27 protein-coding genes are annotated in these 22,892 nt (G+C 41.0%); 26 read left to right on the top strand and 1 reads right to left on the bottom strand.

Features of this window, described 5'->3' with window-relative positions:
* The first annotated feature begins 109 nt into the window (after positions 1-109).
* The 12 genes from NSS65_RS00195 (at position 110) to rsmI (ending at position 8,931) form a co-directional block, all read left to right on the top strand.
* On the top strand, positions 110-724 hold the full coding sequence (locus NSS65_RS00195; RefSeq protein ID WP_041115189.1) for a 5-bromo-4-chloroindolyl phosphate hydrolysis family protein: 615 nt from the start codon (positions 110-112) through the stop codon (positions 722-724).
* Between the two features lie 18 nt (positions 725-742).
* On the top strand, positions 743-1,807 hold the full coding sequence (locus tag NSS65_RS00200) for a toxic anion resistance protein (protein ID WP_065215446.1): 1,065 nt from the start codon (positions 743-745) through the stop codon (positions 1,805-1,807).
* A 77-nt stretch (positions 1,808-1,884) separates the two neighbouring features.
* Positions 1,885-3,294 carry an aminotransferase class I/II-fold pyridoxal phosphate-dependent enzyme gene (locus tag NSS65_RS00205; protein ID WP_326135442.1) on the top strand — a complete coding sequence of 470 codons (1,410 nt, stop codon included), beginning with the start codon at positions 1,885-1,887 and terminating at the stop codon, positions 3,292-3,294.
* Positions 3,291-3,929: a dTMP kinase gene (gene tmk, locus NSS65_RS00210; RefSeq protein ID WP_111926607.1), complete on the top strand. Its 639-nt coding sequence runs from the start codon at positions 3,291-3,293 to the stop codon at positions 3,927-3,929. The genes NSS65_RS00205 and tmk overlap by 4 nt, the downstream gene beginning before the upstream one ends.
* Before the next feature lie 79 nt (positions 3,930-4,008).
* A complete protein-coding gene (locus NSS65_RS00215; protein ID WP_024425625.1) occupies positions 4,009-4,338 on the top strand; it encodes a cyclic-di-AMP receptor in 330 nt (109 codons plus the stop codon).
* A 12-nt stretch (positions 4,339-4,350) separates the two neighbouring features.
* On the top strand, positions 4,351-4,791 hold the full coding sequence (locus NSS65_RS00220; RefSeq protein WP_024425626.1) for a YaaR family protein: 441 nt from the start codon (positions 4,351-4,353) through the stop codon (positions 4,789-4,791).
* An 11-nt stretch (positions 4,792-4,802) separates the two neighbouring features.
* Positions 4,803-5,792: a DNA polymerase III subunit delta' gene (gene holB, locus NSS65_RS00225; protein WP_024425627.1), complete on the top strand. Its 990-nt coding sequence runs from the start codon at positions 4,803-4,805 to the stop codon at positions 5,790-5,792.
* A gap of 2 nt (positions 5,793-5,794) precedes the next feature.
* Positions 5,795-6,622: a stage 0 sporulation family protein gene (locus NSS65_RS00230; RefSeq protein WP_024425628.1), complete on the top strand. Its 828-nt coding sequence runs from the start codon at positions 5,795-5,797 to the stop codon at positions 6,620-6,622.
* 14 nt (positions 6,623-6,636) lie between these two features.
* Positions 6,637-6,990: a DNA replication initiation control protein YabA gene (yabA, locus tag NSS65_RS00235; RefSeq protein ID WP_217008956.1), complete on the top strand. Its 354-nt coding sequence runs from the start codon at positions 6,637-6,639 to the stop codon at positions 6,988-6,990.
* Between the two features lie 55 nt (positions 6,991-7,045).
* On the top strand, positions 7,046-7,789 hold the full coding sequence (locus tag NSS65_RS00240) for a tRNA1(Val) (adenine(37)-N6)-methyltransferase (protein WP_217008955.1): 744 nt from the start codon (positions 7,046-7,048) through the stop codon (positions 7,787-7,789).
* Positions 7,776-8,075 carry a GIY-YIG nuclease family protein gene (locus NSS65_RS00245; protein WP_098677773.1) on the top strand — a complete coding sequence of 100 codons (300 nt, stop codon included), beginning with the start codon at positions 7,776-7,778 and terminating at the stop codon, positions 8,073-8,075. Before NSS65_RS00240 ends, NSS65_RS00245 begins: the two co-directional genes overlap by 14 nt.
* The gene (gene rsmI, locus NSS65_RS00250) at positions 8,050-8,931 is read left to right on the top strand and encodes a 16S rRNA (cytidine(1402)-2'-O)-methyltransferase (RefSeq protein WP_034284141.1); all 882 of its coding nucleotides are present in this window, start codon (positions 8,050-8,052) and stop codon (positions 8,929-8,931) included. The genes NSS65_RS00245 and rsmI overlap by 26 nt, the downstream gene beginning before the upstream one ends.
* A gap of 45 nt (positions 8,932-8,976) precedes the next feature.
* On the opposite strand, the gene NSS65_RS00255 is transcribed toward rsmI, so the two are convergent.
* Entirely contained in the window at positions 8,977-9,267 is a 291-nt protein-coding gene (locus NSS65_RS00255; protein WP_087975202.1) for an AbrB/MazE/SpoVT family DNA-binding domain-containing protein, read from the bottom strand.
* A 520-nt stretch (positions 9,268-9,787) separates the two neighbouring features.
* Here NSS65_RS00255 and metG point away from each other — a divergent pair.
* The 14 genes from metG to NSS65_RS00325 all read left to right on the top strand — a co-directional run bounded on the left by metG (position 9,788) and on the right by NSS65_RS00325 (position 22,883).
* Positions 9,788-11,788 carry a methionine--tRNA ligase gene (gene metG, locus NSS65_RS00260; RefSeq protein ID WP_048239539.1) on the top strand — a complete coding sequence of 667 codons (2,001 nt, stop codon included), beginning with the start codon at positions 9,788-9,790 and terminating at the stop codon, positions 11,786-11,788.
* Positions 11,789-11,869: 81 nt separating this feature from the next.
* Entirely contained in the window at positions 11,870-12,637 is a 768-nt protein-coding gene (locus NSS65_RS00265; RefSeq protein ID WP_024425634.1) for a TatD family hydrolase, read from the top strand.
* Between the two features lie 244 nt (positions 12,638-12,881).
* Positions 12,882-14,084: a ubiquitin-like domain-containing protein gene (locus NSS65_RS00270; RefSeq protein ID WP_326135443.1), complete on the top strand. Its 1,203-nt coding sequence runs from the start codon at positions 12,882-12,884 to the stop codon at positions 14,082-14,084.
* Between the two features lie 161 nt (positions 14,085-14,245).
* Entirely contained in the window at positions 14,246-14,806 is a 561-nt protein-coding gene (rnmV, locus tag NSS65_RS00275; protein WP_024427200.1) for a ribonuclease M5, read from the top strand.
* Positions 14,799-15,677 carry a 16S rRNA (adenine(1518)-N(6)/adenine(1519)-N(6))-dimethyltransferase RsmA gene (gene rsmA, locus NSS65_RS00280; RefSeq protein ID WP_144496859.1) on the top strand — a complete coding sequence of 293 codons (879 nt, stop codon included), beginning with the start codon at positions 14,799-14,801 and terminating at the stop codon, positions 15,675-15,677. Before rnmV ends, rsmA begins: the two co-directional genes overlap by 8 nt.
* Before the next feature lie 114 nt (positions 15,678-15,791).
* The gene (gene yabG, locus NSS65_RS00285; RefSeq protein ID WP_024427198.1) at positions 15,792-16,676 is read left to right on the top strand and encodes a sporulation peptidase YabG; all 885 of its coding nucleotides are present in this window, start codon (positions 15,792-15,794) and stop codon (positions 16,674-16,676) included.
* Between the two features lie 213 nt (positions 16,677-16,889).
* Positions 16,890-17,147 (top strand): Veg family protein, encoded by a 258-nt coding sequence (locus NSS65_RS00290; RefSeq protein WP_003217979.1) that lies wholly within the window; start codon positions 16,890-16,892, stop codon positions 17,145-17,147.
* Between the two features lie 163 nt (positions 17,148-17,310).
* Positions 17,311-17,496 carry a small, acid-soluble spore protein, alpha/beta type gene (locus tag NSS65_RS00295; protein ID WP_012008653.1) on the top strand — a complete coding sequence of 62 codons (186 nt, stop codon included), beginning with the start codon at positions 17,311-17,313 and terminating at the stop codon, positions 17,494-17,496.
* Between the two features lie 146 nt (positions 17,497-17,642).
* Entirely contained in the window at positions 17,643-18,512 is an 870-nt protein-coding gene (ispE, locus tag NSS65_RS00300; RefSeq protein ID WP_019743558.1) for a 4-(cytidine 5'-diphospho)-2-C-methyl-D-erythritol kinase, read from the top strand.
* A 55-nt stretch (positions 18,513-18,567) separates the two neighbouring features.
* Positions 18,568-19,401 carry a pur operon repressor gene (gene purR, locus NSS65_RS00305; protein ID WP_024427197.1) on the top strand — a complete coding sequence of 278 codons (834 nt, stop codon included), beginning with the start codon at positions 18,568-18,570 and terminating at the stop codon, positions 19,399-19,401.
* A 38-nt stretch (positions 19,402-19,439) separates the two neighbouring features.
* Complete coding sequence (ridA, locus tag NSS65_RS00310; RefSeq protein WP_024425639.1) at positions 19,440-19,817, top strand: 2-iminobutanoate/2-iminopropanoate deaminase; 378 nt, start codon at positions 19,440-19,442, stop codon at positions 19,815-19,817.
* Between the two features lie 224 nt (positions 19,818-20,041).
* Positions 20,042-20,338: a septation regulator SpoVG gene (spoVG, locus tag NSS65_RS00315; protein ID WP_008357439.1), complete on the top strand. Its 297-nt coding sequence runs from the start codon at positions 20,042-20,044 to the stop codon at positions 20,336-20,338.
* A gap of 198 nt (positions 20,339-20,536) precedes the next feature.
* The gene (glmU, locus tag NSS65_RS00320) at positions 20,537-21,907 is read left to right on the top strand and encodes a bifunctional UDP-N-acetylglucosamine diphosphorylase/glucosamine-1-phosphate N-acetyltransferase GlmU (RefSeq protein ID WP_326135445.1); all 1,371 of its coding nucleotides are present in this window, start codon (positions 20,537-20,539) and stop codon (positions 21,905-21,907) included.
* A 22-nt stretch (positions 21,908-21,929) separates the two neighbouring features.
* On the top strand, positions 21,930-22,883 hold the full coding sequence (locus tag NSS65_RS00325) for a ribose-phosphate diphosphokinase (protein WP_101676974.1): 954 nt from the start codon (positions 21,930-21,932) through the stop codon (positions 22,881-22,883).
* Positions 22,884-22,892: the final 9 nt, after the last annotated feature.

Here is a 22,892-nt window from a genome sequence, read left to right on the forward strand (position 1 = left end):
TTATGAGCTATGGAGGATTGGGCCTGTTTTTTGGAACTTAGTTTGGACATCATCCGTAATTAATAATAAGATAAACAGAGAGCCTGATTATTCATAGGAGTCGATGAACATGAAATCAATCTTTTATACATTTATATGGGCCATCCTCTCTACTTTTTTTTCGCTTGTGATTTTAACCGTCAGTATTGGGGTTTTCCATCATCATGTTGGACTATCGATACTGTATGCGATGATGGGGTGGGGCGTAATGTTTGCAGGGAGCAGATGGGTTGCTTTCCAGTTGTTTTTAAAGAAACACGGACTGTCTCGTAGTGATTATGTATATATCAAACAGCATTTAAAAGAAGCAGGACAAAAGCTCGTACGTTTAAAGAAGGCTTTATTTGCTGTGAAGAACGTACAGACGATCAAACATAATTATGAAATTCTCCGACTTGCACGACGAATCTATACGATTACAAAAAAAGAGCCGACCCGATTTTATGATGTACAGCGTTTTTATTTTGAAAGCTTGGATTCTGTCGTTGAACTAACTGAAAAATATGCACTATTGTATAACCAGCCTGATCGCAGTCATGAGTTGGAAATGACACTAAGCCAAACTCGAGTGACGCTGACAGAGCTGCAAAAGCAATTGACGAATGATTTGCAGCAAGTATTAGGAAGAGACATAGAAGCCCTTCATATTGAGCTTGAAGTGGCAGATAAAATGATAAAGAAATAATGAAAGGAGTCAAACGCAATGAAACCAGAAGATCACATCCCAACATCATCTGCTGCCACTACAGATCTTCAGTTTCAAGTGTTTGATACCTTATCTGATGAGGAGAAACAAGAAGCCTTGCAGCGTGCTGAGCAAATCCCTGACAATCCGCAAAAGCTGCTTTTCTATGGTACACGTGTTCAGGAACGATTATTGGAACAATCACAACAAATGATGAAATATGTTGAGAAAAAAGATATCGATCAAATAGGAGACGTGCTTGAGGCCTTTTTGCACCAGCTCCAAGTAGTAGAACCGGAGGACTTACTGCCAAAGAAGCAGGGCTTTTTTTCGAAGTTATTTCGGCGGGAGAAGCGTTCTACTCAGGAAATCATATCGCGTTTTCAACATGCAAAATCACAGATCGAGAGATTATCAGCAAGGCTTCGTTACGCAAAAGGCGGATTAATTTCCGATCACATGTTATTAGAGCGTTTATTTGAAGAAAATCAAACCTTTTTCCAAGAGATGACGCTGCAGGTTGCAGCAGTTGAAGCGAAAATAACAACTTTAGAGAAGCAGATCATATCAGAAACGGAGCAGACTGGTAATCGGACTATAGAGGATCATTTGATGAGTCAGGAAGTCAATGCAGAAGAATATATGGAGAGGTTGAAAGAACGGAAATATGATTTGCTGCTAAGCCGGCAAATTGCGTTGCAATGTAATGCCCAAATTCGAATGATCCAGCATACGAATCATACATTGGCCAATCACATTCAATCAACTGTTTCTGCATCTATTCCTCTATGGATCAACCAAATGTCGATTGCGTTAACCCATATTCAGCAGCGTGCCAATTCAGCTCTTGAGAATCGAATCAAAAAAACATATGAAAAGGTATCAAAGCAGCAGGGGGAGCTTCTTGAAGAGGCAGCTTTTGCACCTATAGATACGTTGAAAAAGGTTCAACGCCAATTAGCTGAAACCTTACAGGAAACGTTACAGGTGAAAGAGCATGGAAGCCAAGAGCGAGCCCAATTGAAAAACAGAATGTATGAGGCAGAACAGCAGCTGACGAATCACCAGCCAATTAAGGAATGAGAATCCATCTTTCGGTTCCCTTGTATGAACGTTATAATAGACATAAGATATCGTTAAAGTGAAAAGGGTCGATTTGTTTGAAAACACCTTTATATACAGCATTAGCACAACATGCGGAAAAGAAACCTTATTCTTTCCACGTTCCAGGACATCACAATGGAGATGTCTTTTTTGATGAGGCACGGACTTATTATGACTCAATTCTTCAGCTGGATGTAACAGAGCTTGAAGGGTTAGATGATCTCCATCATCCAACTGGTGTGATACAAGAGGCTGAACATTTATTGGCAAAGCTATATGGATCAGATCAAAGCTTTTTCCTTGTGAATGGGACAACTGTCGGAAATTTAGCGATGGTGATGGCAGCCTGTCGTGCGGGAGATGAGATTTTCGTCCAGCGAAATTGTCATAAGTCTGTTTACCATGCGATTGAACTTGCAGGAGCCACGCCTATTATGGTAGAAGCTGAGGTAGATCCACACCTGCATGTACCAACACATGTGACGGATGAAACAGTCAAAAAAGCCATATCCAAACACCCTAATTGCCGGGCGATCGTTTTGACTTATCCGAACTACTACGGACATGCGGCTGATTTATCAAAGCTGATTGACATGTGCCACGAAGCAGGCATGATCGTTTTGGTTGATGAGGCACATGGTGCACATTTTGTATTAGGCGGCGCTTTTCCCCCATCTGCTCTTTCCTATGGAGCTGACGTGGTGGTACAATCAGCACATAAAACCCTTCCGGCCATGACGATGGGATCCTACCTTCATCTTCAGGGGGGGCGAATGGATGCAAAACGTTTGAAAACATTCCTCACGATGCTTCAAAGCAGTTCTCCATCCTATCCAATTATGGCCTCATTAGATGTGGCAAGAGCTTATGTCGAGGAGATCAAGAAAAAAGGGATCTCGGATGGAATGATGAAAGGACTGGCAGAGCTGAAAAATGAGTTCAACCGTATACCCCAGCTTGAAGTGGTAGAGTCTGAATTGCTTTCTAACGATCCATTAAAATGTGTGATTCGATCAACAAAAGGGCTGACTGGTTATGAACTAAAACGAGTACTTGAATCAGTGGAGGTTCACCCAGAGCTTGCCGACGAACATCAGGTTTTACTTATCTTTGGTTTAGAACAGAAGAAGGATATTCCTTTTAAACAGATAGAGCAGGCCCTTAATCAAAGCGATTCATTGCTCAAAGGAAAAGATCATTTCCAAAGAGAGGCGCCGGCTGATGACAACGAGGAGCATAGACAGGATATAGAAGCCGTCCCATTTGAACATGCAGCAGGACGGGTTAGTGCAGAATCGGTTATTCCATATCCACCGGGTATTCCTTTGATCGTTAAGGGAGAGCGTATTGAAATCGATCAGATTGCGGCTTTAAGCCGTTTGCTTGGACATCAGGTTCATGTTCAAGCCAGTCAGGTGATTCATCAGAGAAAATTATATGTTTATATAGAAGAGGAGACACTATGAGCGGTATGTTTATTACGTTTGAAGGGCCAGAGGGTGCTGGAAAAACGACAGTGATTCGAAAAGTGTATGAAGAAATGGAACGCCAAGGATATGCAGTGATGGCGACACGTGAGCCTGGCGGCATTGACATTGCAGAGCAGATTCGTGAAGTCATTTTAAATGAAAAAAACACAAAAATGGATGCGAAAACAGAAGCTTTGCTGTATGCAGCCGCAAGAAGGCAGCATTTGGCTGAGAAGGTAGAACCGGCATTACAGCGCGGGCAGACGGTTTTATGTGATCGTTTTGTTGATAGCTCCCTTGCTTATCAAGGCTATGCGAGAGGGCTTGGGATTGAAGAAGTAAAGTCAATTAACGACTTTGCTATCAATGGCACGATGCCGCAAATGACCATTTATTTTTCTATTACACCTGAGGAAGGGTTAAAGCGAATTGATTCCAACCAGGGAAGAGAAAAGAATCGATTAGACATGGAGACGCTGAATTTCCACCAGCTGGTCAGAGAAGGCTATGAACTGCTTATTGCACAATCGCCAGAACGATTCCGTGTAGTGGATGCGTCTCAGCCGATGCAGGCTGTCTATGAAGAAGTCCTTCAATTGATTCAGGACACATTAAAGCAAAATCAAATATGACCTAATTCCCAATCGTTGTTATAATATAGAGGAAGACATCGGCATGTCATCTGTGCCTAAAATAAAGGAGGCCAATCAAATGAAATTAATTGTTGCCGTTGTACAGGACCAAGATAGCAGCAAGTTGTTGAAAATATTGACTGAACATCATTTCGGCGTGACAAAATTAGCTTCAACTGGTGGGTTTTTAAAGTCTGGGAATACGACTTTTATTATTGGTTGTGATGATGTCCGGGTGGATAAAGCATTACAGCTTATAAAAGAAAATTGCCGTAAACGTGATCAAATGATCGCGCCTGTCTCCCCAATGGGCGGAAATGCAGATTCATACGTACCATACCCTGTTGAGGTTGAAGTTGGCGGAGCTACAGTTTTTATTCTGCCAGTTGAACAATTTCATCAATTTTAAGGATGGGTTGCTGTGAAAATTAATCAAGATATGCGGCTGCGTTTAGAAAAGCGTGAACTCCAAGCGATGAAAGGAAGCCAGACATCTGCCTCCTTTAAAGCTTCGATGGAGACGCAAAGCGGCAAACTGCGCTTAGAACAGCTGACAGTCATGCTGAGTGATATCGAAGTGTTCGGAAAAAAGCTCGCAAAGTCACGAAACTTAAAGGATTTGGCTAGGTTTAAAGGACTGGTGAAGCGCTTTGTGAAAGAGACAGTCGATAATGGACTAAATATAGAAACATCAAGGAGCTTTGACATTTATGGCAACACACGTACACTTGCTTTGGTCAAAGCCTTAGATGAAAAGCTGATTGAATTAACCGAGGAAATGATGGATCAAGAAAAACCATCTATTGATTTGCTTGAACGTATTGGAGAAATAAAAGGTTTATTGATTAACCTTTACACATAGAGAGTGATAACATGGCAATTAGCTGGGATGACATGAATGATTTGCAGCCGCGCGTCATGCGGCTGATTTTTAATAGTATTGATAAAGACCGACTTGCGCACGCCTACTTATTTGAAGGAAAAAAAGGAACCGGAAAACTGGATGCAGCGATGCTTTTGGCTAAAAGCTTTTTTTGCTTGGAATCAGGAGTGAAACCATGTGAATCCTGTCAAAACTGCAAAAGGATTGCATCAGGAAACCATCCCGATTTACATCTTGTGCAGCCTGATGGCCAATCAATTAAGAAGGCGCAAGTGCAGGCACTGCAAGAGGAATTTACAAAAGCCGGTGTAGAATCTCACCGGAAAATGTATATTATTCTTCATGCGGACAAAATGACGGTCAATGCCGCGAACAGTTTATTGAAGTTCCTAGAGGAGCCTAATCGGGAAACGATGGCGGTTTTAATCACTGAGCAATCGCATAAAATGCTGGATACGATTATTTCAAGATGTCAGATGCTCAGCTTTCAGCCGCTGCAGCCACAATCCTTGGAGCAGCAGCTTTTACAAGAAGGCGTATCTCAGCATCTCGCAAGGCTTTTGTCGAATTTAACCAATAATTTAGCAGAAGCACTCGAATTAAGTCGAAATGATCAGTTTGCAGAGTCTAGAGCGAAAGTGATAAAATTGTATGAAGTCTTACACCAGCGAAAAGAACATGCATTTTTTTATATACAGGATCAATGGATGCCTTTTTTCAAAGAGAAAGACCTTCAAGAAACAGGTCTGGATATGCTTTTATTTATATATCGTGATGTATTGTCGATTCAAATAGGAAATGAAGATAAAGTCATTTATCAAGACTTATTCCAGACAATGAAGCAGCATGCGCTGCATTCCACACAGCAGATGGTGACCAGCCAGATCCTTGCTGTATTAGAAGCGAAAAAGAGACTTCAATCCAACGTGAATGCCCAAGGGCTGATGGAGCAATTGGTGTTGATGTTGCAGGAGGGATAAGCTTGTACAACGTAATTGGTGTTCGCTTTAAAAAAGCGGGCAAAATCTATTATTTCGATCCTAATGGATTTCATATAGAAAATGATAGTTGTGTCATTGTAGAAACGGTCAGAGGGGTTGAGTACGGACAAGTGGTCATCGCTAACAAAAAAGTAGATGAACACGATGTGGTTCTCCCTCTGCGTAAAGTCATTCGTGTAGCAGACGAACGAGACCGGCTCATCGTTGAGGAAAACAAAGAAGCAGCGATGACAGCCTTTGATACATGTCTTCAGAAGGTAAGTGAACATGGGCTGGAAATGAAATTGGTTGATGTTGAATTTACATTTGACCGAAACAAGGTCATCTTCTACTTCACAGCAGATGGCAGAGTTGATTTCCGTGAGCTAGTGAAGGATCTTGCATCAATTTTCAAAACGAGAATTGAACTTCGCCAGATTGGCGTAAGAGACGAGGCAAAAATGCTTGGCGGCATTGGTCCTTGCGGGCGAATGCTTTGCTGTTCGACATTCTTAGGAGACTTTGAACCAGTGTCGATTAAGATGGCAAAGGATCAAAACCTGTCGTTAAATCCGACAAAAATTTCCGGACTATGCGGCCGTTTGATGTGCTGCTTGAAATATGAGAATGATGAGTATGAAACAGCGAAGGAACAATTACCGGATATCGGCGAAACGATTCAAACGTCTAATGGCTCTGCAAAGGTAGTAGGGCTCAATATTTTAGAACGAATTTTGCAAGTTGAATTAACCGGGCAAGAAAAAGTGATAGAATATACATGGGAAGAATTATTACAAGAAGGCGTTGTATCTGCACAAACAACTGAGTAACGAGGTGTGCCACCTTGGATAAAAAGGAACTATTTGATACGGTGATTAATTTAGAAGAACAAATCGGTTCTCTTTATCGCCAGTTAGGTGATTTGAAAAATCATATCGGTGAAGTGATTGAAGAAAATCATCAGCTGCAGATGGAGAATCAGCACTTGCGTGAACGTCTGGATCATTCCGATCGAGACAAATCGTCTGAGGCAGAGAATGATTCTGCCCAGAAGCCAAGTCATTCTGATATAGGAGAAGGTCATGATAACCTGGCCCGGTTATATCAGGAGGGCTTCCATATTTGTAATGTACATTATGGAAGCATTCGTAAAGAGGGAGACTGTTTGTTCTGTCTGTCATTTTTAAATAAAAAATGAGAAAAGGCTTCCGCTGAATCGGGAGCCTTTTTCACAGGAAAAGAAAGGATACATCATGGTTTCGTTAAGAGAAGATGAACGTTTAGATTACCTGCTCGCCGAAGATATGAAGATTATACAAAGTAAAACTGTGTTTGCCTTTTCATTGGACGCAGTGTTATTAGCTAAATTTGCGTATGTACCGATCCAAAAAGGGGAGATCATTGATCTTTGTACCGGAAACGGTATCGTGCCATTGCTGCTATCGACTCGTTCTAAGGCCTCGATTACGGGGGTTGAAATTCAAGAACGGCTGTTTGATATGGCAAAAAGAAGTGTGGAGTATAATCAACTTGAGCACCAGATCGAATTGATTCGTGGTGACTTGAATGATATGCCGGAACGCTATGGCAACCATAAAGTTGATGTGATTACATGTAACCCGCCATATTTTAAAACACCTTCTAAGGATGAAATCAATGAAAATGGATATTTGGCGATTGCACGGCACGAAATTCATTGTACATTAGAAGATGTTATTCGTGTTTCTTCCACGCTGCTAAAGCAAGGGGGAAAACTGGCGATGGTTCATCGACCAGGACGGCTGCTTGAGATAGTGGAATTAATGAAGAAATACCGAATTGAGCCAAAACGAATTCAATTTGTTTATCCCAAACAAGGGAAAGAAGCCAATACCATCTTGGTAGAGGGCATAAAAGATGGAAAACCAGATCTGAAAATTCTCCCGCCTCTTTTTGTTTATGGGGAAGATCAGGAGTATACAGATGAAATCAGGACGATACTGTATGGAGAAGCATAATCATTACTTCTATGTATTAAAATGTGCAGATGGCAGCCTGTATGCGGGTTATACAAATGATTTACAAAAGAGATTGATGACCCACAATAGTGGAAAGGGAGCAAAGTATACAAGAGCGAGACGGCCGGTTGAGCTTTTTTATCATGAATGTTTTGCAACCAAAAGAGAAGCCATGCAGCAAGAATATCGTTTCAAAACGTGGACGCGGAAAAAGAAAGACATTTATATAGAAGAAATGCGAATAGAAAAGGAGACGGCACATGAAAAAGACACAGAAAAGCTTTGATGGTCAATCTGGTATGGGGATTCTTTATCTTGTCCCAACCCCGATCGGAAATCTAGAAGATATGACGTTCCGAGCGATACAAACATTAAAAGATGTAGACTATATTGCCGCAGAAGATACAAGGCAAACGAAAAAGCTTTGTCATGTATACGAAATTGATACACCCTTAACCAGCTATCATGAGCATAACAAAGACAGCAGCGGCCACAAGTTAATCGAATGGCTAAAAGAAGGGAAAAATATCGCACTCGTGAGTGATGCCGGTTTACCGACGATTTCAGATCCAGGGGCCGAAGTGGTTCGAGATTTTACTAGCATTGGGGGCTATGTCATTCCGTTACCTGGCGCTAATGCTGCACTAACGGCACTCATTGCATCAGGAATCGCGCCTCAGCCATTTTTCTTTTACGGTTTTCTCGACCGTCAAAAAAAAGAAAAGAAAAAGCAGCTTGAAGCCTTGAAGAAACGCCAAGAAACGATCATTTTCTATGAAGCACCCCATCGATTAAAAGAAACGCTGACTTTGATGAAGGAAGTGTGGGGGAATCGGAACATCGCAATTACGAGAGAACTGACGAAAAAATTCGAAGAGTTTATTCGTGGAGATTTAGAGTCTGTGCTGACATGGGCTGCGGAGAATCAAATCCGAGGTGAATTCTGTCTTGTGGTACAAGGAAATGATCAAGCTGAAGAAGAGCTGAATGAAGAAGCTTGGTGGACGTCCTTATCTGAAAAAGAACATGTGATCCATTACATAGAGGAAGGATTAACGTCGAAGGAAGCCATTAAACGTACAGCTGTCGAACGTGGTGTGCCAAAGCGCACGATATACGATGCCTATCATATTGAACAATAAAGAAAGGTTCTTGCAAACGGTGCAAGAACCTTTTTTATATGAACCTTATTTTTGTGATTGAAGTTGGTTTTGAATTTCGTTAATGATTTGCTCTGCACCTTCACGGCTAAGAACTAATTTACCATTAGCAAGCTTAAGGTTATCGTCTGATACTTCACCTGTTACTTGGCAAGTCATGTTTGGTTTATATTTTTTTAGGATAATTTTTTCATCATCAACATAAATTTCCAAAGCGTCTTTTTCAGCGATTCCTAGCGTACGGCGAAGTTCGATTGGAATCACCACGCGTCCTAATTCGTCAACTTTACGTACAATACCTGTAGATTTCATCTTCATTCTCCTCCCAAAAAGAACTTATTCTTAATATAATATTATCTTCGTCATTATTCGACAAATTCCTTACATTCCTAGCATAACAAGGTTTCCATAAATCGTCAATCATTTTGTTTACTATTGTTTGTAAAATATGACTCTTAAAGTCAAAAGACCTTGAAACTACTGGTGTATAAGGATTTTGTAGGCTTTTTCTATGAAAATATAAGAAATGACGAGATCAGATTAACAAGACTTTCGCCCTAATTTAGCCAATTGTAAATCTGGAAATAGATTTCATACGACAATATTCGACAAAATGTCGACGGGTTTGTCGTTTTTTTCGAAAAACTCATCTTTTTCGATCATTTCATCTTGTTCTATGTATATATGCTTGATCTTAAAGGCTAAGATGGTATCATAGAGAAAGCACAAGTGCAAAATTGAATGAATTGATCTGACACATTTTCATGTAATGATGATAACCGCTCTCGTCCATTGGGCGGGAGTTTTTGACATTTACACACACGCAGGAGGTTCCGACATGCCAGAAAAGAAAAAAACGTTTTATCTGACAACACCTATTTACTATCCGAGCGGAAAATTACATATTGGACATGCTTATACGACAGTAGCAGGAGATGCTATGGCTCGTTATAAACGTCTTCAAGGCTATGATGTGATGTATTTAACGGGTACAGATGAGCACGGACAAAAAATTCAGCAAAAAGCTGAAGAACAAAATATCACACCGATCGAGTATTTAGATCCAGTCGTAGAAGACATTCAATCATTATGGAAGAAACTCGACATTTCTAATGATGACTTCATCCGTACAACGGAAAAAAGACATACGAAAATCATTGAGCAAGTCTTTCAAAAATTGCTTGATCAAGGAGATATTTATTTAGATCAATATGAGGGCTGGTACAGTATTCCTGATGAGACATTCTATACAGAAACACAGCTTGTTGATGTTGAGCGTAATGAGAAAGGGGAAGTCATTGGCGGGAAAAGCCCTGACAGCGGCCACCCTGTTGAATTAATTAAAGAAGAATCATATTTCTTCCGCATGAGTAAGTATGCGGATCGTTTGCTCGATTATTACGAAAAAAATCCATCGTTTATTCAGCCTGAATCAAGAAAGAATGAAATGATTAATAACTTCATTAAACCAGGTTTAGAGGATCTAGCAGTATCAAGAACAACCTTTGATTGGGGAATTAAAGTTCCTAACAATCCAAAACACGTCATTTATGTATGGATTGATGCGTTATTCAACTATTTAACTGCGATTGGCTATGGAACAGATCAAGATGAAAAATATAAAAAATATTGGCCTGCCAACGTTCATCTCGTAGGAAAAGAAATTGTACGCTTCCATACGATTTATTGGCCGATTATGCTGATGGCATTAGATCTGCCTCTGCCGAAACAAATTTTTGCACACGGCTGGCTGCTCATGAAAGATGGCAAAATGTCTAAATCAAAAGGGAATGTGGTAGATCCGGTCACATTAATTGATCGCTATGGCCTCGATGCCCTTCGTTATTATCTGCTTCGCGAAGTACCATTTGGTGCGGATGGTGTGTTTACACCAGAAGGATTCGTGGAACGTGTAAACTATGACCTTGCCAATGATTTAGGTAACTTGCTTAATCGTACAGTTGCGATGGTGCAAAAATATTTTGACGGCACTTTAAGCAGCTATAAGGGTCCTGTTAATGAGTTTGATGAGGAGCTGAAAGCAGTAGCTGAACAAACAGTCAAAGCCTATGAAGAAGCGATGGAAAATCTTGAATTCTCTGTGGCTCTTTCAAATGTTTGGACATTAATCAGCAGAACCAATAAATATATTGATCAAACAGCTCCATGGGTGCTGGCAAAGGATGAAACAAAACGAAAAGAACTGCATTCTGTTATGTATCATTTAGCAGAATCACTTCGAATCACTGCAGTACTCTTAACGCCATTCCTAACGAAAACACCTGAGAAAATCTTCTTCCAGCTTGGGATTGAAGAAGAGAAGCTCAAAAGCTGGGATAGTATCCTATCATTTGGTGCGATTCAACAAGCGACGGTACAAAAAGGAGAGCCTTTGTTCCCGCGTTTAGAGGTTGAAGAAGAAGTAGCCTACATTAAAGAAAAAATGCAGGGAAGTGCACCTAAGGTAGAAGAAGAAAAAGTGGAAATCGAAGAAACGGAATTACCTGAGCTGGGAGCAGAAATTGCATTTGATGATTTCTCAAAAGTTGATCTTCGAGTTGCACAGGTATTGGAAGCAGCCCCAGTGAAAAAAGCGGATCGTCTCTTAAAGCTTCAGCTTGATTTTGGATTTGAAAAAAGACAAATAGTCTCTGGGATTGCCAAGCACTATCAACCAGAGGAATTAGTAGGGAAGAAGCTTGTTTGCGTAGCGAATCTTACACCAGTTAAACTCCGAGGGGAAATTTCCCAGGGAATGATTTTAACTGGAGAAACTGGCGGGAAATTGCAGGTTCTTGAAGTAGATCAATCTCTAGCAAATGGAACAAAAATTTTATAAATTAACAAAGGTGTTCCACGTGTAACATTTCGTCGAACACCTTTTGTTTTTTAGGAGAATTGTCGAAAGGAGCAATCAACCATGTTATTTGATACACATGCCCACTTAAATGCAGAACAATACAATGAAGACTTAGAGCAGGTGATCGAAAGAGCGAAAAGCGAAAAAGTTGAGAAAATCGTGGTGGTAGGGTTTGACCGCCCGACAATTACGAGAGCGATGGAATTAATTGAAGAGTATGATTTCATATATGCAGCTATCGGCTGGCATCCAGTCGATGCTATTGATATGACAGATGAGGATTTGGCTTGGATCAAAGATTTATCTCAACACGAAAAAGTGGTTGCAATTGGAGAAATGGGTCTGGATTACTATTGGGACAAGTCGCCAAAAGATGTGCAAAAGGAAGTCTTTAGACGCCAAATTGCTCTTGCGAAGGAAGTGAAGCTTCCAATCGTTATTCATAATCGTGACGCAACGGAAGATGTCGTGACGATTTTAAAGGAAGAGGGAGCAGCTGAGGTTGGAGGTATTATGCACTGCTTTACTGGCAGTCTGGAAACTGCAAAAGCGTGTATGGAGATGAACTTTTATATTTCATTCGGTGGACCCGTGACATTTAAAAATGCCAAAAAGCCAAAGGAAGTTGTAAAGGAGATACCAAGTGACAAGCTTTTGATTGAAACAGACTGCCCATACTTAACGCCAGTGCCATTTAGAGGGAAACGTAATGAGCCAAGTTATGTCAAATATATCGCAGAACAGATTGCGGAGCTGAGAGAAATCAGCTTTGAAGAGCTTGCTGAATTGACAACAAAAAATGCAAAAAAAGTTTTCCGTATAAACTGACAGTATATGATGTCAATCCTTGTTTAAGCTTGTCCAATTGTGAAACATAACGAAAAAGTTCTACACGTTTGCGCCTCCTCATAGGATAAGTTGTCGATAAGTCTTTCTTCCCTTCCTTCCACAAATCTCCCATAATAGGTTTACAATCGAGCATTTTTGTACAGTGGGTGGAAGGGTTGACAGGTTTTGAGATACTCTATATAATCTCTCCGAGGAGAAGGAGGCGTTTTTCATCGTACAAAAAATGAAAAATCTGTTTTCTGTGAAGCTAGGAAAAGGCAAGGTTTTATTACTAGTTGTTTGCTTGCTTTTAGCTGGAACTGGAACGGCTTACGGTGCGCATGAGCTCACTAAGCAGTCTATTACCATTTCAATCAATGGTAAAGAGAAGACAATTCGTACACATGAAGAGACAGTAGCACAGCTGCTTTCAGACCTTGGCATAAGGACCAAGGCGGAGGATCATATCTCTCCAAGTCTAAATACAAAGATTCAAGACAATATGAACATTGTGTATGATGCGGCTATACCGGTTCATCTGACCCTAGATGGGAAAGAGAAAACGATATGGACTACAGATCAGACGGTTGGAGCATTATTGAAGAATGAGAAGATAGATATAGGGAAGCACGATCAAGTAACTCCAGGAAAGAATGACAAGTTAAAAAAGGATATGAATCTTGTGGTTCAGCAGGCCTTCCAGGTCAGCTTAAATGATGGAGGAAAAGATAAAAAAGTGTGGACCACTTCGACTACGGTCGCTGACTTTTTAAAGCAACAAGAGCTGAAGCTCAAGAAGCACGATAAGATCAAGCCTGCGTTACATAGTAACCTTTCTAAAAAGAGCGCAGATATTAAGATCACTCGGGTGGAAAAAGTCACCGATGTAGTGGAAGAGAAAATTGCTTTTGATACCAAACATAAAAAGGATCATTCTCTTGAAAAAGGGAAAGAGAAGGTACTTAAAAAAGGTGAAGAAGGTAAATTGAAGAAGCACTATGCCGTTGTGAAAGAAAACGGCAAAGTGGTGTCTAAAGAATTGATTAAAGAAGTGACCGAAAAAGATAGTAAGGACCGTTTAGTGGCCATTGGTACACAAGTGGCCAAAAAGGAGCCTACAGCGTCCCCTGCGGTTTCACGAGGCAATGAATCGTCAGGAAAAGAATTTTATGTAGCATCAACAGCCTATACAGCGGGCTGTGCTGGATGTACGGGCAGAACGTCTACAGGCTTTGATTTAAAAGCGAATCCGGGTGCAAAGGTCATAGCAGTTGATCCGAGTGTCATTCCGCTGGGCTCAAAAGTGTATGTGGAAGGCTATGGATATGCCGTTGCATCAGACACTGGATCTGCTATAAAAGGGAATAAAATTGATGTGTTCGTCCCAAGTAAGTCGGCAGCTTATCAATGGGGAAATAAACGAGTGAAAATTAGAGTACTCAAATAAACACATCAAATCATTTATATGAACAGAGGGCTTTGCGCACCCTCTGTTTTTTTGGTTATAATAGAAGCACTGTTTTCTAATTAATTAGACGCAAAAGCAGCATGAAAGGTTTCGTTTTTTTAACCAAAAAATGTAGATTGTTTTTGCAAGCGGAGGAATACATGAAAATCAAAGAAATCATTGTGGTGGAGGGTCGTGATGACACTGCCAGAGTGAAGATGGCAGTGGATGCAGATACGATTGAAACAAACGGATCTGCCATTGGCGATACAGTCATTCAACAAGTGCGTCTTGCTCAGGAGACGAGAGGGGTCATTATTTTAACAGATCCTGATTTTCCTGGTGAGAAGATCCGTAAAACCATCGCAGAGGCAGTTCCTGGCTGTAAGCACGCTTTTTTGCCAAAACATCTTGCGAAGGCGAAGCGGGATAAAGGAATTGGTGTCGAGCATGCTTCCTTGGACAGTATTCGGGAATGTCTTGCCCATGTCCATGAAGAAATGGAAGTAACGGAAAGTGACATTACATTAGACGACTTATTTGACGCAGGCCTTATCGGTGGCGAAGCATCGAAACGCCGCCGCGAACGACTAGGAGTGCTTTTAAATATAGGATATACCAATGCGAAGCAGCTGCAAAAGCGCCTTCACATGTTCCAAATAACCAAACATGATTTTATTGCGGCCTTAAAGACCGTCATGCAGGAGGAAGCCGATGAATAAAGATATTGCGACACCCGTCAGAACGAAGGAAATACTGAAGAAGTACGGTTTCTCTTTTAAAAAGAGCTTGGGGCAGAACTTCTTAATTGATACAAATATTTTAGATCGCATTGTCGATCACGCGGAGGTTACAAATGAGACCGGCGTCATTGAAATTGGACCTGGTATCGGCGCATTGACAGAGCAGCTGGCTAAACGTGCAAAGAAAGTTACCGCTTTTGAAATCGATCAGCGTTTATTGCCTATTTTAAACGATACGCTTTCTCCATATGATAATGTCACGATCATTCATCAAGATGTATTAAAAGCCGATGTGAGAAAGGTCATCGAGGAAAATTTTGCTGACTGTAAGGAAGTGATGGTCGTAGCCAACCTTCCATATTATGTGACAACACCGATTATTATGAAATTGCTTGAAGAAAACCTTCCATTGAAAGGGATTGTGGTCATGCTGCAAAAAGAAGTAGCAGATCGTATGGCAGCTGCCCCTTCATCAAAGGAATATAATTCACTGTCTATCGCAGTTCAATTTTATACGGAAGCAAAAACGGTGATGGTTGTGCCTAAAACGGTTTTTGTTCCTCAGCCCAATGTTGATTCGGCTGTGATTAAGCTGACTGTTCGTGAAACGCCTGCTGTCTCAGTAGAAAATGATGCGTTTTTCTTTCAATTGATCCGAGCAAGCTTTGGCCAGCGCCGGAAAACATTGATGAATAATTTGATGAACAATCTCCCTGATGGAAAAAAACATAAAGCCATCATCGAAGAAGCACTTCAAACAGCAGATATTGATGGAAAGCGCCGCGGAGAATCATTATCCATTGAGGAATTTGCCCGTTTGTCGAATGTTTTACAAAAAGCCCTATCGTAAGGGCTTTTTTCTTTTGTTTTTCACCACTTCAACTGTTCGGGCATAGGCTAGAAAGAACAGCATATATGAAAGACGATACCAACAGGATATGAGCCTGATTGTGGAGTGAACAGCATGCAATTTCAAATAGGAGATATGGTGACGAGGGCATCCTATCAAATGGATATTATGTTTCGAATCATTCGAATTGATGAGACAGATCAGCACGAAGCCACTGCCATATTGCATGGGAATGAAGTGAGGCTGATTGCTGATGCTAAGATGTCGGATCTCGTCTTGATTCAAAAAGAGGAGCAGCTGACAAGGGAAAAGGACGACGAACGGAAAATTAACGAATCGCTCGACTTACTAAGACAGGATTATCAGCTGCTGCGTGAAAAACAAGAGTATTATACTTCTGGACAATATCAGCATCAGGAGCAGTATTTTCACATGCCTGGAAAGGTCCTTCATTTAGATGGAGATGCTTCATACTTAAAGAAATGTTTAGATGTATATGAACGAATTGGTGTACCTGTGTACGGAGTGCATTGTCATGAGAAGAAAATGCCAAGCGTGATCGATTCGTTACTTGATCAATATCGGCCTGATATTTTGGTCATTACAGGGCATGATGCGTATTCCAAGCAAAAGGGCGGCGTAAATGATATCGGTGCCTATCGCCATTCTCGTCATTTCGTTGAGACGGTTCAAAAAGCAAGAAAGAAAATTCCTCATTTAGATCAGCTTGTGATCTTTGCAGGCGCCTGTCAATCTCATTTCGAATCATTGATCCAAGCAGGTGCCAATTTTGCAAGCTCACCTTCACGTGTGAACATCCATGCGCTCGATCCCGTCTATATCGTTGCGAAGATCAGCTTCACTCCATTTGTAGATCGAATCAATGTGTGGGATGTGCTTCGTAATACATTAACAAGAGAAAAAGGTCTCGGAGGCATCGAGACGAAGGGTGTTTTAAGGGTAGGTATGCCATATAAAAAAGACCATGAATCGACATAACCCGACTGATTTCAGTCTGGTTTTTTTTATGTGTAAAAAGAAATTTCAAACGGATACATAATTCACCGGAATTTGAGAAAAATAGGGAGGAGAAAAGGTAGAAGTTTGTCAAAATTATTTTGTTGACAATGGCTCGTGTTGGTTGATATAATTTAATTTTTATTTGACAAAAATGGGCCGTTGTTGTATAATTATCTCAGTGAGGTGGATGCAATGGCGAAGACTTTGTCCGACATCAAAAGATCGCTTGATGGTAACTTAGGTAAACGTTTGACGTTAAAGGCTAACGGAGGCCGCCGTAAAACAATTGAGCGTTCGGGCATTTTAGCTGAAACGTACCCTTCTGTATTTGTGATTCAATTAGATCAAGATGAGAATTCGTTTGAAAGAGTTTCTTACAGTTATGCAGATATACTGACTGAGACGGTCGAATTAACGTTCGATGATACCGCTAGCTCAGTCGCCTATTAATGGGCAGTGAACTTCTTGTTTACTGCTTTTTGTTTTGCCTTTTTTTCTGAATGGGAGTCTGTCCATTTTTTGAAAGGGGTAAAAGAAAGGATTCGATACAAAATAAGAAAGCCACAAAAGCAGTGGCACTGATTCGAATTCTCGACTAAAGGGGCTGTTTCGTTTGGGTAGACGCCGAGGCATTATGTCAGATGAGTTCAAATACGAGCTGGCGAAGGATCTTGGATTTTATGATACCGTCAAAAATGGAGGCTGGGGAGAAATTCGTGCGCGTGACGCAGGTAATATGGTCAAACGTGCCATCGAATTAGCTCAGCAGCACATGGCTCAGGATGAGAATCAACGATAGAAAAATGGTCAGGGATACCTCAGGTGTCTCTGGCTTTTTTTGCTGAAAAAGTCAGTGTGCTGGGCGTAAAAGCCAATATTCATCAGATCCATCAAATGTGATACAATATTGATACTTATGTTTAGATGGAGAAGTAGGTGAAATGTTTGCGTATTTTAGAAAAAGCACCGGCAAAAATTAATCTCTCACTTGATGTTCATGGAAAAAGACCGGATGGATATCACGAAGTGGAGATGGTGATGACAACAATAGACCTTGCAGATCGACTTGAGCTGACGGAGCTGGACAAAGACGAAATCCGTGTATCATCTCATAATCGATTTGTGCCAGATGATCAGCGTAACTTGGCTTATCAAGCGGCTAAATTACTGAAAACAAGGTTCGGTATTCAAAAAGGGGTATCGATTGTCATCACAAAAGCAATTCCTGTTGCAGCAGGTTTAGCTGGAGGCAGCAGTGATGCTGCAGCAGCGCTTCGCGGTTTAAACCGTTTGTGGAAGTTGAATCTCACGTTAGATGAACTCGCTGAGCTTGGAGCGGAGATTGGCTCAGATGTGTCTTTTTGTGTACACGGAGGCACAGCACTAGCGACAGGACGTGGAGAGAAACTGAAGCATATCGCCACACCGCCGCATTGCTGGGTGATTTTAGCGAAGCCGGTGATTGGGGTATCTACAGCTGAAGTTTATAGACAATATGACGCAAGCAAAGTAGAACACCCAAATGTACAGCGTATGATTGAAGCCATTGAAGCGAAAGATTATAAAGAGATGTGCGGCTCACTCGGTAACGTTCTGGAGTCTGTGACATTAAAGATGTATCCGGAAGTAGATATGATCAAAAGACAGATGAAGCGTTTCGGTGCTGATGCTGTATTAATGAGTGGAAGCGGCCCAACTGTATTTGGCTTGATTCAATATGAATCGAAGGTACAAAGAATATATAACGGACTGAGAGGATTTTGTGATCAAGTATACGCTGTCCGCATGATCGGCGAACAAAATGCCCTTGATTAAATCCGTATATTAAGTTATATTATTCATAAATTATTCGGGTTCTGGGGGTAAGTTCATGAAGTTTCGTCGAAGCGGCAGATTGGTGGACTTAACAAATTATTTGTTAGCCCACCCGCACGTACTAGTACCTTTAACTTTTTTTGCAGAACGTTATCAATCTGCAAAGTCCTCCATTAGTGAAGACTTAACGATTATCAAACAGACCTTCGAACAGCAGGGAATAGGCACATTGCTTACTGTACCTGGCGCTGCTGGCGGAGTGAAATATATTCCTAAAATTCACCTAAAAGAAGCAGATGACGTAGTAAACGATATCGGAGAGGCATTATCAACTCCTGAACGTGTACTTCCTGGCGGTTATTTATATTTAACCGATGTTTTAGGCAATCCATCGATTCTTGCGAAAATCGGTAAGCTGTTTGCGACCATCTTTGCGGACCGTGCGATTGATGTCGTCATGACCGTTGCGACAAAGGGTATTCCAATTGCCTATTCTGTTGCGGGTTATTTAAATGTGCCTGTTGTGATCGTTAGAAAAGATAATAAGGTAACCGAAGGATCAACAGTCAGTATTAATTATGCGTCAGGTTCGTCTAACCGAATTCAAACCATGTCCCTTGCAAAGCGCAGCTTAGATAAAGGCTCCAATGTGCTGATCATTGATGACTTTATGAAAGCGGGCGGAACCATTAACGGCATGATGAATTTGCTTGAGGAATTTAATGCAAATGTTGCAGGGATCGGTGTTCTTTTAGAAGATGAGGGCGTAGATGAACGTCTTGTCGATGAATATGTCTCATTGTTAAAGCTTTCAACCATTGATATGAAGCAAAAAATCATTGAGATCAATGAAGGCAATTTCCACGAGTTTTTTCATCCGAAAGCGTAAGCTTTGATTAAACATGTATTTGAATGGGAGAGATTGATATGACAAAAGTTGTTCAAACCAAACATGCACCAGCAGCCATTGGACCTTACTCTCAAGGAATTATTGTCAATAACATGTTTTACAGCTCAGGGCAAATTCCATTAACCCCAGCTGGAGATTTTGTCAATGGAGATATTAAAGAACAAACACATCAAGTGTTCCGTAATCTTGAGGCTGTACTTGAAGCAGCAGGTGCTTCCTTTGAAACAGTCGTGAAAGCAACTGTTTTCATCAAGGATATGGAACAATTCGCTGAAGTGAATGAAGTGTACGGTGAGTATTTCCATACACATAAGCCAGCTCGTTCATGTGTGGAAGTGGCAAGACTTCCAAAGGATGCGCTTGTAGAAATAGAAGTAGTTGCATTAGTGAAATAAACAGGCACTCTCAATGAAAGCCGTTTGGTTTCATCATATGCAGGGAAAGACATCATCATGATGTCTTTTTTTATGCTGAGAATGTAAGCGTCGTCACGAATATGACAAATAATGTATAAATATCCCGATATTTCAAAAAAAGTTTAAAAAAAGAGCAGGAGAATCACCACGATCGTTGAATACCTAAGTAATGCTTTTATATTGGGAAAAGGTGGTGAACTACTGTGGAAGTTACTGACGTAAGATTACGCCGCGTGAATACCGATGGTCGCATGAGGGCGATTGCATCCATCACGCTGGACCACGAATTTGTTGTTCATGATATTCGTGTGATTGATGGAAATAATGGGTTGTTTGTTGCAATGCCTAGCAAACGCACGCCCGATGGAGAGTTTCGCGACATTGCACATCCAATTAATTCAAGCACTCGGGGTAAAATCCAAGATGCTGTATTAAATGAATATCATCGCTTAGGCGAAGAGGAAGAAACAATTGAATATGAAGAAGCTGGAGCTTCTTAATCATACGTGAACCTAAAAAGACAGCTTTAAGAGAAAATGAATGTTTTCTTTTAAATGCTGTCTTTTTTGCGTTCTTTCTCTTGTTTCTTAAGTCTTTCACCTGTTAGAAAATTATTGTACTTCCTTATGTATCCTTGAAATCAGTCTTTATTTAGGATATATTTTTCTATGGATAATAGGGATATTGGAGGCCAATCAATGGATAAGCGGTTCGCAGTGATTTTAGCAGCGGGAAAAGGAACGAGAATGAAGTCAAAGCTATATAAAGTACTTCATCCAGTTTGCGGAAAGCCAATGGTCGAGCATGTGGCAGATGAAGCGTTAAAGCTTTCTTTAGCCAAGCTGGTGACGATTGTCGGTCATGGTGCAGAGGACGTGAAAGAGCAGCTTGGAGACAGAAGTGAGTATGCACTTCAAGCAGAACAGCTGGGAACAGCCCATGCCGTTAAACAAGCAAAGTCGTTCCTCGCGCAGGAAAAGGGAACAACCATTGTCATTTGTGGTGATACGCCATTATTGACAGCGGAAACAATGGAAGCCATGTTAAGCGAGCATCAAAAACATCAAGCGAAAGTCACTATTTTAACAGCACATGCGGATGATCCAACAGGCTATGGCCGTATTATTCGTGACGAAACAGGTGCTGTCGTGAAAATTGTGGAGCATAAAGATGCGAACGATGCAGAGCGTCAAGTGAATGAAATTAATACAGGGACTTATTGCTTTTCAAATGAAGATCTCTTCCGTGTGATTGAGCAAGTGTCGAATGAAAATGCACAGTGTGAATACTACTTGCCAGACGTTATTGAAATTCTAAAAAATGAAGGGCAAACAGTTGCAGCTTATCAAACACCGCATTTTGAAGAAACACTTGGAGTTAATGACCGTATCGCTCTATCACAAGCAGAGCAATTCATGAAGCGACGTATTAATCATCAGCATATGAAGAATGGTGTGACCTTGATTGATCCTGAGAACACGTATATTTCGCCAGATGCTGCCATCGGTGAAGATACAGTAATTTATCCTGGGACGGTCATCAAAGGGAATGTAAAAATCGGTGCAGACGCCACTATTGGGCCAAACACTGAAATTGTTGACAGCATCATCGGAGATCGAACAGTTATTAAGCAATCTGTCGTCTGCGATAGTGAGGTTGGAGTTGATGTGACAATTGGACCGTTTGCTCATATTCGCCCATTGTCGAAAATTGGCGATGAAGTAAAAATCGGGAATTTTGTCGAAATCAAGAAAACAGTTTTTGGAGACCGCAGCAAAGCATCTCATCTAAGCTACATTGGAGACGCAGAGGTCGGAACTGATGTAAATCTTGGCTGTGGTTCCATTACAGTCAATTATGATGGGAAAAACAAATTCTTAACGAAGATTGAAGACGGCGCATTTATTGGCTGTAATTCAAATCTCGTTGCACCAGTCACTGTCGGAAAAGGGGCATATGTTGCAGCCGGTTCAACGGTTACAGAAGATGTACCGCAGGATGCATTGTCTATTGCTAGAGCAAGACAAGTCAATAAAGAAGATTATGTGAAAAATATTCATAAAAAATAATCCAAATACCCGGAGGTTTACCATGTCTAATCGTTATGCTGATGCGAATTTAAAGATATTCTCTTTGAATTCAAACCCTGAACTTGCCAAAGAAATTGCCGATCGTATCGGAGTTGATGTAGGAAAGAGCTCTGTTAAACGCTTTAGTGACGGTGAAGTCCAAATCAATATTGAAGAAAGTATCCGCGGCTGTGATTGTTATGTTATTCAATCAACAAGTGCGCCAGTCAATGAGCATATTATGGAACTGCTCATTATGGTGGATGCACTAAAACGCGCTTCTGCGAAAACTGTCAATATTGTGATCCCTTATTACGGATATGCACGTCAAGATCGTAAAGCAAAACCTCGTGAGCCAATCACTGCGAAGCTTTTTGCAAACTTGCTTGAAACAGCAGGTGCTACACGTGTGATTGCGCTTGATCTTCATGCGCCGCAAATCCAAGGTTTCTTCGATATTCCAATCGATAACTTAATGGCTGTGCCAATCTTAACAAACTATTTCGAACAGAAGAACTTGAATGATGTCGTTGTTGTGTCTCCTGACCACGGTGGTGTGACACGTGCGCGTAAAATGGCAGACCGCCTGAAAGCGCCAATCGCAATTATCGACAAACGCCGTCCAAAGCCAAACGTTGCTGAAGTCATGAACATTATTGGTAACATTGAAGGCAAAACGGCCATTCTAATCGATGATATCATTGATACAGCTGGTACTATTACACTTGCTGCAAATGCGCTAGTCGAAAATGGAGCAGCTGAAGTATATGCTTGCTGTACGCACCCAGTCTTGTCTGGACCAGCAGTAGAACGCATCACAAACTCTAAAATTAAAGAATTAGTTGTAACAAACAGTATTCAATTAACTGATGACAAGAAAGCTGGAAAATTCATTCCGCTTTCAGTTGGGCCTTTGCTTGCAGAAGCCATCATCCGTGTACATGAAGAAGAATCTGTGAGCTATCTTTTTAGCTGATTTTCTGAT

The sequence above is a fragment of the Bacillus sp. FSL K6-1006 genome (genome assembly GCF_038593175.1).
Taxonomy (GTDB): Bacteria; Bacillota; Bacilli; order Bacillales; family Bacillaceae; genus Bacillus; species Bacillus safensis.

Excerpts from the sequence above, each read along its gene's own strand:
- NSS65_RS00270 (WP_326135443.1), top strand. The coding sequence starts at position 12,882 with ATGAAAAATCTGTTTTCTGTGAAGCTAGGAAAAGGCAAGGTTTTATTA.
- NSS65_RS00240 (WP_217008955.1), top strand. The coding sequence starts at position 7,046 with ATGGTTTCGTTAAGAGAAGATGAACGTTTAGATTACCTGCTCGCCGAA.
- purR (WP_024427197.1), top strand. The coding sequence starts at position 18,568 with ATGAAGTTTCGTCGAAGCGGCAGATTGGTGGACTTAACAAATTATTTG.
- metG (WP_048239539.1), top strand. The coding sequence starts at position 9,788 with ATGCCAGAAAAGAAAAAAACGTTTTATCTGACAACACCTATTTACTAT.
- glmU (WP_326135445.1), top strand. The coding sequence starts at position 20,537 with ATGGATAAGCGGTTCGCAGTGATTTTAGCAGCGGGAAAAGGAACGAGA.
- NSS65_RS00325 (WP_101676974.1), top strand. The coding sequence starts at position 21,930 with ATGTCTAATCGTTATGCTGATGCGAATTTAAAGATATTCTCTTTGAAT.
- tmk (WP_111926607.1), top strand. The coding sequence starts at position 3,291 with ATGAGCGGTATGTTTATTACGTTTGAAGGGCCAGAGGGTGCTGGAAAA.
- rsmI (WP_034284141.1), top strand. The coding sequence starts at position 8,050 with ATGAAAAAGACACAGAAAAGCTTTGATGGTCAATCTGGTATGGGGATT.
- NSS65_RS00195 (WP_041115189.1), top strand. The coding sequence starts at position 110 with ATGAAATCAATCTTTTATACATTTATATGGGCCATCCTCTCTACTTTT.
- NSS65_RS00290 (WP_003217979.1), top strand. The coding sequence starts at position 16,890 with ATGGCGAAGACTTTGTCCGACATCAAAAGATCGCTTGATGGTAACTTA.
- NSS65_RS00200 (WP_065215446.1), top strand. The coding sequence starts at position 743 with ATGAAACCAGAAGATCACATCCCAACATCATCTGCTGCCACTACAGAT.
- yabG (WP_024427198.1), top strand. The coding sequence starts at position 15,792 with ATGCAATTTCAAATAGGAGATATGGTGACGAGGGCATCCTATCAAATG.
- rsmA (WP_144496859.1), top strand. The coding sequence starts at position 14,799 with ATGAATAAAGATATTGCGACACCCGTCAGAACGAAGGAAATACTGAAG.
- ridA (WP_024425639.1), top strand. The coding sequence starts at position 19,440 with ATGACAAAAGTTGTTCAAACCAAACATGCACCAGCAGCCATTGGACCT.
- holB (WP_024425627.1), top strand. The coding sequence starts at position 4,803 with ATGGCAATTAGCTGGGATGACATGAATGATTTGCAGCCGCGCGTCATG.
- NSS65_RS00265 (WP_024425634.1), top strand. The coding sequence starts at position 11,870 with ATGTTATTTGATACACATGCCCACTTAAATGCAGAACAATACAATGAA.
- NSS65_RS00215 (WP_024425625.1), top strand. The coding sequence starts at position 4,009 with ATGAAATTAATTGTTGCCGTTGTACAGGACCAAGATAGCAGCAAGTTG.
- NSS65_RS00245 (WP_098677773.1), top strand. The coding sequence starts at position 7,776 with ATGGAGAAGCATAATCATTACTTCTATGTATTAAAATGTGCAGATGGC.
- NSS65_RS00255 (WP_087975202.1), bottom strand. The coding sequence starts at position 9,267 with ATGAAGATGAAATCTACAGGTATTGTACGTAAAGTTGACGAATTAGGA.
- rnmV (WP_024427200.1), top strand. The coding sequence starts at position 14,246 with ATGAAAATCAAAGAAATCATTGTGGTGGAGGGTCGTGATGACACTGCC.